Raw genomic sequence first — 12,658 nt, forward strand, 5'->3', positions numbered from 1 at the left:
ATCAGACCAGCCCCGCCCGCAGGTTCAGCAACATCCGTTCGCCCTGCGCGAGGATCAGCCCGCCAGCGCGATAGCCGGCGGCGCCGATGCACAGGAAGCGTTCCGCTTCGCCCGGCTCGACCTGCTCCACCGCACGGCTGCCGGGATGCCAGATCACACTGCCGGCGCTGGCGTTCTTGTCGATCCGCAGGCGCCGCTGCCAGCCGGCGTCCTCCAGCACCAGGGAACCGGTGTTGTACAGCACCTGCTTGACCGCTCCGTGCGGTGCCCAGGTATTGGGCAGGCCGCTGGCCTTACCGTCCAGCTCCATGCCGTGCACCATCGAGCGGCGCAGCGAACCCACCCGCCAGTACGGCTGCAGGGCAAAACTGAACAGGCAATCGCTGTCGTCTTCGTGGTAGCTGGAAAGCTCGATATCCAGATCCTGCCCCAGGCGCGCTTCCAGGCGCACGTGCCAGTCCTCGATATCCAGTTGCCAGCTCACCACCACCCTGGTGTCGTCCGCCCAGGCATCGAGCATGCGCCACTCGCGCTGCCGGGCCCAGCCGTGCTGCGGCCAGTCAGCCTCGACCGGGTGGCTGCCGAACCAAGGCCAGCAGACCGGAATGCCGCCACGTACCGGCGCGGTGCTCAGACTCGGCCACTGGCTGGAACACCACAGCAGCGGCCGCTCTCCGCGCGGCTGGAAATGCAGGAGTTGCGCGCCCTGGCGACTGAAAACCGCCTGGCACAGTGGATGATCGATCAGCAACAGGTCGCGACGCTGGAAGCGCACCCAGTCGAAGGGGCGCTTGGCCCGCATGGAATGAAAGAAGCGCTGCAGCGGGTGTTCGAGCATTATCCGGATGTCCTGATCCAATCCCTGCCCGGACACTCCGGGGCGAAAAGACGTCTGTAGTTTCACTACATGCGATGGAAAAGCCGCGATTCTACTCGCAAAGCCTAGCCACGCGCAGCGCCCGCGCCAATGAAAAGCTCAAGGCGGGCTCCGTCACTTCAGCCTCAGGACTCGTTCTTGAGGGCCTGCTCCAACGCCACGCCGGCACCGAACAGTCCGGGATGCTCGGCGGTCATCACCCACACAGGCACCTGGTCGAGATACGGACCGCTGGTCTTGCCGCGCGCTGCGAATGCCGAGGAAAACCCGCTGCGCTGGAAGCGCTCCAGAAAGCGCGGAACAATGCCACCGGTGATAAACACACCACCCAGCGCCCCCACCGTCAGCACGGCGTTGCCGGCAACCCGCGCCAGCCAGAGGAAAAAGTGCTCCAGCACCGCGTCGGCATACGCATCACCGGCCAGCGCGCGCTCGCCGATCTCGGCGGCGCTGGCACAGCGCGCCTCGACGCCATCGAGCTGGCAGCTCATGCGATAGAGATTTTCCAGGCCGCTGCCAGAGAGCACACGCTCCGCCGACACATGGCCGTACTTCTCGCGCAGCAGTTGCCAGATGGCGAAATCACGCTCGGAAGTCACCGGCAGATCGACGTGCCCGCCCTCGCAGGGCAACACCTCCCAGCCCCCGCCAGGCAACGGCATCAGGCTGCCGACACCAAGCCCGGTGCCCGGCCCGATGATCAACCTTGCCCGGTCATCCAGCACCCGACCTGGTCGTACCTGTACACGATGCTCATCCGACAGCCGCGAAGCTGCCCAGGCCATCGTGCTGAAGTCATTGACCAGCAGCAGATGGCTCAGACCCAACTCGGCGCGGAACGCATCGCGGCGGATCACCCAGTGATTGTTGGTGAAACGGAAATCCCCAGCGCCCACTGGCCCGGCGCACGCCAGGCAGACATTGCGAACCCCGGCCAGCGGCTCTCCGACACGCAGCAGGTAGTCGCGCACGGCGTCTTCCGGGCGCGGGTAATCGGCGCAGGCCAGGACCTGGATAGATTCGAGAACCTCACCGCGCCACAAGGCGAAGCGAGCGTTGGTGCCGCCGATATCGCCGACTAGGGCGAAACCGCTCTGCGCGTTGCTGGAATTCATGACGAAGCGCGCCTGAAGATTGGAAACCGGACTCATGCCAGCATAGGACATCGCCGCAAATCGCCCCGAGGGACACGGCCTGCGCCACGTCCCGCGGGTCTGTTCAGCGCGACCCGTTAAGCTCGGCGGTGAAACTGCAGGCGCCCTGCTCCGCCGGGCTGAAAGCCTGGCGCATGAAGGCGAACAGCTCGCGGCCCATGCCCTGGCCGTCGATGGCCGGCGTCTCGACTAGCGGGCGGGCATCCCATTGCGCCGCGTCCACCAGCACCCGCAGCTCACCGGTGGTGCCATCCACGCGCACGATGTCGCCGTCGCGCAGCCTGGCCAGCGGGCCGCCGTTGAGCGCTTCAGGGGAAACATGGATCGCCGCGGGAACCTTGCCGGATGCACCGGACATACGGCCATCGGTGACCAGCGCCACCTTGAACCCCCGATCCTGCAATACGCCGAGGAACGGCGTGAGCTTGTGCAGCTCCGGCATGCCATTGGCACGCGGTCCCTGGAAGCGCACCACGGCGACCAGATCGCGTTCCAGTTCGCCGGCCTTGAAGGCGGCAGCCAGGCTGGCCTGGTCGTGGAAGATGCGCACCGGCGCCTCGACGACCTGGTGTTCCGGCGCCACGGCGGAGACTTTCATCACCCCGCGCCCGAGATTGCCTTCCATCAGCCTCAGCCCGCCTTCGGGGGAGAACGGGCGGTCCAGCGGGCGCAGGATGCTCTCGTCCAGGCTCGCTGCCGGGCCGTCGCGCCAGACCAGCCTGCCAGCATCGAGGAACGGCTCCTGCACATATCGCCGCAGCCCCTTGCCGACCACGGTGTCGACGTCCTCGTGCAGCAGGCCGCCATCGAGAAGTTGGCGGATCAGGAAGGACATACCGCCCGCCGCCTGGAAGTGATTGATGTCCGCCTGGCCGTTCGGATAGATGCGCGCCAGCGTCGGCACCACTTCGGACAGATCCGCCATGTCCTGCCAGTTCAACTGGATGCCGGCGGCCTGGGCGATGGCCAGCAGGTGCAGGGTATGGTTGGTCGAGCCGCCGGTGGCGAGCAGCGCCACCACAGCGTTGACCATCGCCCGCTCGTCGACGATTTTCGCCATCGGCACGTACTGGCCGTTTTCCGGCGTAAGCCGGCTGGCCTGGCGTGCGGCTTCGCGGGTCAGTTCGTCGCGCAGCGAGGTATTCGGGTTGACGAAGGAAGCGCCCGGCAGATGCAGGCCCATCACTTCCACCAGCAACTGGTTGGTGTTGGCGGTGCCATAGAACGTGCAGGTGCCCGGTGCGTGGTAGGACGCCATCTCCGACGCGAGCAACTCCTCGCGGGTGGCCTTGCCCTCGGCGAACAACTGGCGCACCGCGGCCTTTTCCTTGTTGGAAATACCGGTGGGCATCGGCCCGGCGGGGACGAACACCACCGGCAGGTGGCCAAAGCGCAGCGCACCGATCAGCAGACCGGGCACGATCTTGTCGCATACGCCCAGACACAGCGCGGCGTCGAACATGTTGTGCGACAGCGCGATGGCGGTACTCATGGCAATCACGTCACGGCTGGCGAGGGACAGCTCCATTCCCGGCTCGCCCTGAGTCACACCGTCGCACATGGCCGGCACGCCGCCGGCGAACTGGCCAACCGAGCCGATCTGCCGCAGGGCGTCCTTGATCAGCTCTGGAAAGCGCTCCAGCGGCTGGTGCGCCGAGAGCATGTCGTTGTAGGCGGAAACGATAGCCACGTTGGCCTGGTTCATCAGGCGCAGCGCCTGCTTGTCGGATTCGCCGCACGCTGCCACGCCGTGGGCGAGGTTGCCACAAGGCAGCGTGCCGCGATGCGGCCCTTTGCTGGCGGCTGCCTGGACCAGATCCAGGTAGCGCTGCCGGGTGGTCGCGCTACGGGCCTGGATACGCTGGGTGACTTCAAGCACGCGCGGGTGCATGGCGGCATTCTCCTACAGACTAACAGTTGTTATTTTTACAACATAATCTTCGATTAAATGGCGCTTGCTTTTCTGTAAAGTGGAAATTTAATTATTTTTACCACGACACAAGAAAAGAGACGACCTTCATGACTATTCGCCTGGCGATCAACGGCTTCGGCCGCATCGGTCGGAACATCCTCCGCGCCCTGTACTCGGGCACGTACCGCAAACACCTCCAGGTGGTGGCGATCAATGATCTTGGCGACGCCGCGATCAACGCCCATCTCTTCCAGTACGACAGCGTTCACGGCCACTTCCACGGCTCGGTCGAGCATGACGCCGAGACCCTCAGGGTAGAGGGCGACAGCATTGCCGTCACGGCCATTCGCAACCCTGCGGAGTTGCCGTGGAAAGCGCTGGAGGTCGATATCGTCCTTGAATGCAGCGGACACTTCACATCCCGCGAGAAGGCCGCCGCACACCTGCAGGCGGGAGCGCGCAAGGTGATCGTCTCCGCGCCGGGCAAAGGCCTGGACGCCACGGTGGTATTCGGCGTCAACCAAGACATCCTGCGGCCCGAGCACCAGATCATCTCCAATGCCTCCTGCACTACCAACTGCCTGGCGCCGGTCGCCCAGGTGCTGCAGCGTGAGCTGGGCATCGAACACGGGCTGATGACCACCATCCACGCCTATACCAACGACCAGAGCCTCTCCGACGCCTGCCACAGCGATCCATACCGGGCGCGTTCGGCAACCCAGTCAATGATCCCGACGAAGACCGGCGCCGCCGAAGCGGTCGGGCTGGTGCTCCCCAAACTGGCCGGCAAGCTCACCGGGCTGGCGGTGCGGGTACCGGTGATCAATGTATCGCTGGTGGACCTCACCGTGCAGGTCGGCCGCGACACCTCCGCCGAGGAGGTCAACGCACTGTTCGAACGCGCCAGCCAAGCCTCGCCGATCCTCGGCTACAACCGCCAGCCGCTGGTGTCGGTGGACTTCAACCACAACCCGCATTCGGCGGTGTTCGACGCCAGCCATACCCGGGTGAATGGCCGGATGGTGAAGGTGATGGCCTGGTACGACAACGAATGGGCATTCTCCAACCGCATGCTGGATACGGCGCAGGCCCTGCACCTGGCGCAGGGCTGACGTTTTCGGGCCCTCGGCGATGCACCCGCCAAAGCAGCGTATGCGTCGAAGTCGTAGGATCGCCCGCTGGCGCGAACTAACGGTAAAGCCTTTTCCCCTGTGCCTCCAGTACCAGCAGGCGCATGTCCGCTTCGGCGAGGATCGCCTGTTGCCCCAGGTGATCTTCGTGCTTCCACGCCTTGATCTCATGGCGGCTGCGGCCACAACCGAGGCAAACGCCCTCTTCGAACTCACAGACCTTGATACATGGACTCTTCACGCGCTTCCTCTCTGACAGGGGTGAATATCAGTGGGCCTACACAATGGACACCCGCTCGGCGCCAAGGTCCAACTCGATTTCCCCATCGGCGCCATCGACGCGGCCAATCGACACGCTAGAATCCGCCCTTCACGCACTCCGACCGCGCCGCATGTTCGCCCTCAAGCTCACCCTGGTTCCGCTGTTCCTGCTGCTGGTGTCCCTCGCCGGGCGCTGGTGGGGACCGGCAGTGGCCGGCTGTCTCGCTGCCCTGCCGGCCATCGCCGGGCCGATTCTTTACCTGATCACCGTGGAGTACGGCCGCAGTTTCGGCGCCCAGGCCGCACTGCTGGCGCTGGCGGCGATCTTCGCCTCGGAAACCTTCAACTTCACCTATGCCTGGCTGTGCCGGAATCATCGCTGGCCGTTGGCGCTGACCGGCGCGACGCTCGCCTGGCTGATCGCTGCCTGGGCACTGACGCAACTTCCCGTCCACCCCGTTTCGTCAGCCGCCGCCTGGGCACTGATGGCGGCAGGGCTGGGCACGCTGACCAGCCACCTGTTCATGCCCCGCGCCGGGATAACGGCTACGGGCGCCTCGCTGAGTCGCTTCGAACTGGCCCTGCGCATGCTCGTCGGCGCCGTGCTGACCCTCGCGGTGACCGCCCTCGCCGGCTGGGCAGGGCCGAACTGGAGCGGGCTGCTGGCGGTTTTCCCGCTGCTGTCCATCGTCCTGTGCGTGTCATCGCAACGACTGCACGGCGCCGGTTTCGTCATCGCCCTGCTGCGCGGCATGGTCACCGGGCGGCCGGCCTTCGCCGCGTTCTGCCTGTGGCTGGCGCTGAGGCTGCCGGACAATGAGATTCTGCCGAGCTTCGCCGAGGCGGCGCTGCTGGCAATGCTGGCGCAGGGCGCGATGCGCCGGTTGATCGGGATCAGAGGGCGAAAGGCAGCAAGAGCCGCCTGAAAGAAAAACGCCACGACTGTTCCAGCCGTGGCGTTCTCGTTTTAAGCAGCGAGTGACATTTAGAGCAGCGTAAAGCTCTGCTCCTTCACGTTGTCCGAATCCAGGCCGACATAGACCTTGAACTCGCCCGGCTCGGAAGCGTAGCGCAACTGGCTGTCGTAGAAGCGCAGGTCTTCCTCGCGGATCGGGAACTCCACGACTTTCGACTCGCCCGGTTTGAGCATGATCTTGCTGAAGCCCTTGAGCTCCTTCACCGGGCGGCTGATGGAGGCGGCAACGTCGCGCAGGTAGAGCTGTACCACGGTCTCGCCGGCCAGCTTGCCGGTGTTCTTCACGGTCACGCTGGCGGTGAGCTGCTCACCCTTCTTCAGCTTGTCAGCCGACATCTTCACGTCGGACACGCTGAAGTCGGTGTAGCTCAGGCCGAAACCAAACGGATACAGCGGACCGTTCTCCGAATCGAAGTAACGCGAGGTGTACTTGTTCGGGTGCTCGTGGTCGAACGGGCGGCCGGTGTTCAGGTGGTTGTAGTAGATAGGCACCTGGCCAACCGAGCGAGGGAAGGTCATGGTCAGCTTGCCGGACGGATTGTAGTCGCCGAACAGGACATCGGCGATGGCGTTGCCGCCCTCGGTGCCGCTGAACCAGGTTTCCAGGATGGCATCGGCGTTCTCGCTCTCCCAGCGCAGGTCCAGCGGGCGGCCATTCATCAGCACCAGCACCAGCGGCTTGCCGGTCGCCTTGAGCGCCTTGAGCAGCTCGATCTGGCTCTGCGCGATGTGCAGATTGGTCTTGCTCGACGCCTCGTGGGCCATGCCCTGGGACTCGCCGACCACCGCTACCACTACGTCAGCCTGGCGGGCCTTTTCGACGGCTTCGTCGATCATTTCCTTCGGGCTGCGCTTGTCGACCTTGACGTCCTGGTCGTACTCGTTGAGGTATTTGACGATCTCCGCATCGTCGGTGACGTTGGCGCCCTTGGCGTAGAGCAGCGCTGCGTGGCCACGGGTCGCGGCGCCCATGCCTTCGAGCACGGTCACGGCCTGGAACGCCTTGCCAGCAGCGGACCAACTGCCCATCACGTCGCGCTTGCTGTCGGCCAGCGGGCCGATCAGGGCGATCACGCCATCGCGCTTGAGCGGCAGCACGCCGTTGTCGTTCTTCAGCAGTACCATGCCTTTGCGTGCAACTTCGCGGGCGTCGGCGCGATGCAGGCGATCCTCCGCATCGGTGTCCACCGGGTCCGCGCCCTGCAGGTAGCGGTACGGATCCTTGAACAGGCCCATGTCCCACTTGGCGGCAAGCACGTCGCGGCAGGCGCGCTCGATCTCATCCTGGCTGATAAGCCCGGCCTTGAGCAGCTCGGGCATGTGCTTGCCGTAGAGATCGTCGTTCATGTTCATTTCAACGCCGGCGTTGATCGCCAGGCGCGTGGCATCGCGCTCGTTGGCGGCCACGCCGTGCTTGATCAGTTCGAGCACCGCGCCGTGGTCGCTCAGGGTCAGGCCCTTGTAGCCCCACTGGCCGCGCAGCAGGTCCTGCAGCAGCCACTTGTTGGCGGTGGCAGGCACGCCGTTGATGCTGTTCAGCGACACCATCACCGCGCCAGCGCCGGCATCGATGGCCGCGCGGTACGGCGGCAGGTAGTCCTGGAACATGCGCTGCGGGCTCATGTCGACGGTGTTGTAATCGCGGCCGCCTTCGCCCGCGCCGTACAGGGCGAAGTGCTTGACCCCGGCCATGATGGTTTCCGGCTGGTCCAGGCCCTTGCCCTGGTAGCCCCGGACCACCGCCGCGGCGACCTTGCCGGTCAGCCAGGCGTCTTCGCCGAAGCCTTCGGAAACACGGCCCCAGCGCGGATCGCGGGCGATATCGACGGTGGGCGAATAGGTCAGGTTGAGGCCGTCGGCGCTGGCCTCGATGGCCGAGACGCGGGCGCTGCGCTCGATCGATTCGAGATCCCAGCTAGCCGCCAGGCCCAGGCCGATGGGGAATACGGTGCGATGGCCGTGGACCACGTCATAGGCGAAGAACAGCGGGATCTTCAGGCGGCTCTTCATGGCCGCGTCCTGCAGATCGCGAATGCCCGGGCGGACAACAGTGTTGAACACCGCGCCGGTGGTGCCGGCGGCAATCTCCTTCAGCAGTACCGGCTTGGGATGATCCGGACCGACGCTGACCAGGCGCAGTTGGCCGATCTTCTCTTCCAGCGTCATGCGCTGCATCAGGCTATCGATGAAGGCGTCCTTCGACTGGCCGGGCAACGGCACGGCGGGGCCTTCGGCGGCGGAGAGCAAAGTGCTGTTCAGGCCCAACAGGAGGCCGAGCCAGCAGATACGGCTGATTGGAGTTCTTTTCATATGGGCACTCAGCAACCGGCGTCAGGCGCCAGTCCGCTGCAGAAGGTTGGAATATCGATACCGGTTGCGGAGGCTTTTGCCGACGTTTTCCCCGGGTTTCCCCGCCAGCGCGCCTCGACGCGGCACATAAGGTCGTCTCGCGGAGGTCGGAAGTCAATCACCGAACGACTGGATGCGTTTACGGAAGTCGTCTCAGTGATCACGCTCACGGGCGATGGACTCCATTTCCTCACGCATCGCCTCGGCCAGTGCACGCTCCTCGTCCCACGCCTCCTCCGCCTCAGCAGCCGCTGGCGCGGGTGGCTCGCTGGCTTCCGGCTGGATGACAGGCTCCTCCGGCGGCACTTCGGGCAGGCCGAACACACCGCTGAAATCGGCATCCACGCCGCTGTCCTCGTCGTCCGCTGGCGGCAGGTCGATGAGATCGTCGAAGTCGGTCTTCAGACCCGACTCCATCTCGTCCAGTTCGGCGAGCAGGCTGCGGAAGCTGGTCTCCTCCGGTTTCTCTTCCGGCGGCGCTGGCTCCGGCTCCTCGCCGGCATCGCGCAAGGCCTGGTCGGCCAGCGCTTGCAGCGACGGCGGCACATAGTCCTCGTCGTACTCTTCGGGACCGGGAATGCGCGAAACCGGCGCCATGTCTTCGAGAATCGGCTGCGGCTCGGGCTCCATCAGCTTCAGTTCGGCCAGCGGCGGCAGCTCTTCCAGGCTTTTCAGGTTGAAGTAGTCGAGGAAGGTGCGGGTGGTGGCGAGCATGGCCGGGCGGCCAGGCACTTCGCGGTAGCCAACGATGCGGATCCACTCGCGCTCCATCAGCGTCTTGACGATCTGGGTGTTCACCGCGACGCCACGAATCTCCTCGATTTCGCCACGGGTGATGGGCTGGCGGTAGGCGATCAGCGCCAAGGTCTCCAGCAGCGCACGGGAGTAGCGCTGCGGGCGTTCTTCCCACAACCGGCCAACCCAGGGCGCGAGCTTCTCGCGAATCTGCAGACGGTAGCCGGTGGCCACTTCCTTCAACTCGAAGGAACGGCCCGCGCACGACAGCGACAGCACCGCCAGCGCATCGCGGAATTGCTGCGGCTCGGGGCGCTCGGCTTCCTCGAACAGTTCGCCCAGGCGTTCCAGCGACAAGGGCTTGCCGGCAGCCAGGAGGATGCCTTCGAGCAGGGTCGCCAGTTCTTGAGGGTCGGAAAGATTCATCGAGTCGCTCTATGGGTCAGCCGAAACGGGTGAAGGCCGGGTGGAAGGCTACCTCGCCGCGCACCGCCACGGCCTGCGGCTGGAGACGCAGGGCCTGGCAGTACTGGGCGGGTATGCCGGGAAATACCAGGGTGTCGTCGACGACGAAACCGAAGCGCGCATAGTAAGCCGGATCGCCCACCAGAACACAGCCGGCCACGCCGTCGGCGCGCAGGCGCCGCAGGCAGGCCTCGGCCAGTGCGCTGCCGATACCTGCGCGTTGCCGCGCCGGCAGGACGGCCAACGGGCCCAGGCCCAGCCAGCCGAGATAGGCGCCGTCGATGGTCACTGGCGACGCAGCCAGGTAGCCAAGCACTTCCCCCGCCTCTTCGGCCACCAGCGCGAGGCTGAGCGCGCCTTCCTCGCGCAGGGCGCTCACCAGCAGGTGCTCGGTCTGCCGGCTGTGCGGGTGATCGGCAAAGGCCGCGCGCAGCAGGGAATCGACGGCGGCGTGATCGCCGGGTTGCTCAGGTCGGATCGTCAAGGTCATCGAAGGTCGGCTCCGGCGGCGGCACTTCCTGTGGTTCGAAGGCGCCCTCGCCCTCGTCCTGTAGGGTTTCGACGGACGGCGCGCCCTCCGTCGTCTCGGTCCGGGCACGCACGTGGATCGGTGCGAAGGCAGCGTTCTGCACCAGCTCCACCAGTTGCTCCTTGACCAGTTCGAGGACGGCCATGAAGGTCACCACGACGCCGAGCTTGCCCTCTTCCACGCGGAACAGTGTGATGAATGGCACAAAGCCTTCGCCCTTCAGCCGTTCGAGAATTTCACTCATGCGCTCGCGAGTGGAGAGCATCTCACGCGTGACCTGGTGGCTTTCGAACAGATCGGCCCGGCGCAGCACCTCGGCCATGCACAGCATCAGCTCCTGCATGTCCACTTCCGGCAGCAGCCGGCGCGCCCGCGCATCCGGCGCGGCGACGGTGGGCACCACGTAGTCGCGGCCCAGGCGCGGCAGTTCGTCGAGGTCCTCGGCGGCTTTCTTGAAGCGCTCGTACTCCTGCAGGCGGCGGATCAGCTCGGCGCGCGGGTCGTCCTCCTCCTCCTCGGCCCCCGCCGAGCGCGGCAGCAGCATGCGCGACTTGATCTCGGCGAGCATGGCAGCCATCACCAGGTATTCGGCGGCCAGCTCCAGGCGCACCGACTTCATCAGCTCGACGTAGCCCATGTACTGGCGGGTAATCTCCGCCACGGGGATGTCGAGGATGTCGATGTTCTGCTTGCGGATCAGGTAGAGCAGCAGGTCGAGCGGACCTTCGAAGGCGTCAAGGAAGACCTCCAGCGCGTCCGGCGGGATGTACAGGTCCTGCGGCAGCTCGGTTACGGCCTCGCCATAGACCAGCGCCAATTGCACCGGCACCTGGTATTCAGGGGCGGCGGAAGGGGCTTGCGGCTCGGTCAGGTCACTCATCGGCCACTCGTCAGGCTCTGGGGGTTCGAAGTCGGCATTATCCCTGCTTTTGCCGGTGGCGCGAGGGGCTTTTGGCGGAAGAAATGGGGCGGTCACAGCATCCGCTGCCGAGCACCCCGCAGGATGGACCGTGCTTCGCTCGCCCATCCTGCGAAGGTTCGATGCCGCTCAGCGGTAGGTCAGCCCCATCGCCTGGCGCACTTCCACCAGCGTCTCGCGCGCCGCCTCGCGGGCGCGCTCGGAGCCTTCGGCGAGGATGCTGCGCACCAGCTCCGGGTTGTCTTCGTAGTCCAGCGCGCGCTCCTGAATCGGCGCCAGCTCCTGCTGGATCGACGCGATCAGCGGCCGCTTGCAGTCCAGGCAGCCGATGCCCGCGCTGCGGCAGCCTTCCTGCACCCAGTTCCGGCAACCTTCATCGGAGTAGATAAGGTGCCACTGCCACACCGGGCAGCGCGCCGGGTCGCCCGGGTCATTGCGATGCACCCGCGCAGGATCGGTAGGCATGCGGGAAATCTTTTCCTCCACCTCTGCCGGGCTGTCGCGCAGAACGATAGTGTTGCCGTGGGACTTGGACATCTTCTGCCCGTCCAGGCCGGGCATCTTCGGCTCGTGGCTGGTGAGGGTCTGCGGCTCGGGCAGCAACAGCCTGCTGCTGCCCTCGAGGTAGCCGAACAGCCGCTCGCGGTCGCCCAGGGTCAGGCTCTGCTGTTCCTTGAGCAGGGCCCGCGCGGTCTCCAGCGCTTCGCCATCGCCCTGTTCCTGCCAGGTGCGGCGCAGGCTGGTGTAGAGCTTGCCGGTCTTCTTGCCCAGGCGGGAAATGGCGGTCTGCACCCGCTCCTCGAAGTCGTCCTCACCGCCGTAGAGGTGGTTGAAGCGCCGGGCGATCTCGCGGCTGAACTCGACGTGGGCGAACTGATCGGACCCCACCGGCACCAGCCCTGCGCGATAGATCAGGATGTCCGCCGCCTGCAACAACGGGTAGCCGAGGAAGCCGTAGGTGGAAAGGTCCTTGTGGCTGAGCTTTTCCTGCAGTTCTTTGTAGGTCGGCACCCGCTCCAGCCACGACAGCGGGCAGATCATCGACAGCAGCAGATGCAGTTCGGCGTGCTCGGGCACCTGGGACTGGATGAACATCGTCGATGCGCTGGGGCTGACACCCACCGCGAGCCAGTCGATGGCCATGTCACGCACGTGCTGGCGGATGCCGCCGGTATCGTCGTACTCGGTAGTCAGTGCATGCCAGTCGACGATGGAAAAAAAGCACTCGTATTCGTGCTGCAGCTTCACCCAGTTCTGCAGCACGCCGTGATAGTGACCCAGGTACAGGCGCCCTGTGGGGCGCATGCCGGAAAGCACACGGCGCTGGGAATCGACGCTGGCCAAAGATCAA

The 12,658-nt window shown here is 65.5% G+C and carries 11 protein-coding genes; 2 read left to right on the forward strand and 9 right to left on the reverse strand.

Translation table 11 applies throughout. The features are described 5' to 3' along the window. Window position 1: 1 nt before the first annotated feature. The 3 genes from OU419_RS20295 to edd form a co-directional block, all read right to left on the reverse strand. Window positions 2-838: an aldose epimerase family protein gene (locus OU419_RS20295; RefSeq protein ID WP_254474744.1), complete on the reverse strand. Its 837-nt coding sequence runs from the start codon at window positions 836-838 to the stop codon at window positions 2-4. A 164-nt stretch (window positions 839-1,002) separates the two neighbouring features. After that, complete coding sequence (locus OU419_RS20300) at window positions 1,003-1,992, reverse strand: glucokinase (RefSeq protein ID WP_254474742.1); 990 nt, start codon at window positions 1,990-1,992, stop codon at window positions 1,003-1,005. A 103-nt stretch (window positions 1,993-2,095) separates the two neighbouring features. Continuing rightward, window positions 2,096-3,922: a phosphogluconate dehydratase gene (gene edd / locus OU419_RS20305; protein ID WP_254474740.1), complete on the reverse strand. Its 1,827-nt coding sequence runs from the start codon at window positions 3,920-3,922 to the stop codon at window positions 2,096-2,098. A 128-nt stretch (window positions 3,923-4,050) separates the two neighbouring features. Here edd and gap point away from each other — a divergent pair, with 128 nt between their 5' ends. Beyond that, window positions 4,051-5,055, forward strand: coding sequence for a type I glyceraldehyde-3-phosphate dehydrogenase (gap, locus tag OU419_RS20310; RefSeq protein ID WP_254474738.1), 1,005 nt, complete (start codon window positions 4,051-4,053; stop codon window positions 5,053-5,055). Between the two features lie 76 nt (window positions 5,056-5,131). Here the strand turns inward: gap and OU419_RS20315 are convergent, their stop codons facing one another. After that, a complete protein-coding gene (locus OU419_RS20315; protein ID WP_254474735.1) occupies window positions 5,132-5,314 on the reverse strand; it encodes a DUF1289 domain-containing protein in 183 nt (60 codons plus the stop codon). 151 nt (window positions 5,315-5,465) lie between these two features. Between OU419_RS20315 and OU419_RS20320 the strand changes: the two genes are divergently transcribed. Beyond that, a complete protein-coding gene (locus OU419_RS20320) occupies window positions 5,466-6,260 on the forward strand; it encodes a hypothetical protein (protein WP_254474733.1) in 795 nt (264 codons plus the stop codon). Between the two features lie 59 nt (window positions 6,261-6,319). Here OU419_RS20320 and bglX read toward each other — a convergent pair whose 3' ends face one another. The 5 genes from bglX to OU419_RS20345 all read right to left on the reverse strand — a co-directional run bounded on the left by bglX (window position 6,320) and on the right by OU419_RS20345 (window position 12,651). Further along, the gene (bglX, locus tag OU419_RS20325) at window positions 6,320-8,605 is read right to left on the reverse strand and encodes a beta-glucosidase BglX (RefSeq protein ID WP_254475118.1); all 2,286 of its coding nucleotides are present in this window, start codon (window positions 8,603-8,605) and stop codon (window positions 6,320-6,322) included. 207 nt (window positions 8,606-8,812) lie between these two features. Further along, window positions 8,813-9,820 (reverse strand): SMC-Scp complex subunit ScpB, encoded by a 1,008-nt coding sequence (gene scpB / locus OU419_RS20330; protein WP_254474731.1) that lies wholly within the window; start codon window positions 9,818-9,820, stop codon window positions 8,813-8,815. A 16-nt stretch (window positions 9,821-9,836) separates the two neighbouring features. Next, a complete protein-coding gene (locus OU419_RS20335; RefSeq protein WP_254474729.1) occupies window positions 9,837-10,349 on the reverse strand; it encodes a GNAT family N-acetyltransferase in 513 nt (170 codons plus the stop codon). After that, complete coding sequence (locus OU419_RS20340) at window positions 10,327-11,139, reverse strand: segregation and condensation protein A (protein ID WP_254475116.1); 813 nt, start codon at window positions 11,137-11,139, stop codon at window positions 10,327-10,329. The genes OU419_RS20335 and OU419_RS20340 overlap by 23 nt, the downstream gene beginning before the upstream one ends. A gap of 297 nt (window positions 11,140-11,436) precedes the next feature. Next, window positions 11,437-12,651 (reverse strand): tryptophan--tRNA ligase, encoded by a 1,215-nt coding sequence (locus tag OU419_RS20345; RefSeq protein WP_254474727.1) that lies wholly within the window; start codon window positions 12,649-12,651, stop codon window positions 11,437-11,439. Window positions 12,652-12,658 lie beyond the last annotated feature (7 nt).

The sequence above is a fragment of the Pseudomonas triclosanedens genome (assembly GCF_026686735.1).
Taxonomy (GTDB): Bacteria; Pseudomonadota; Gammaproteobacteria; order Pseudomonadales; family Pseudomonadaceae; genus Pseudomonas; species Pseudomonas triclosanedens.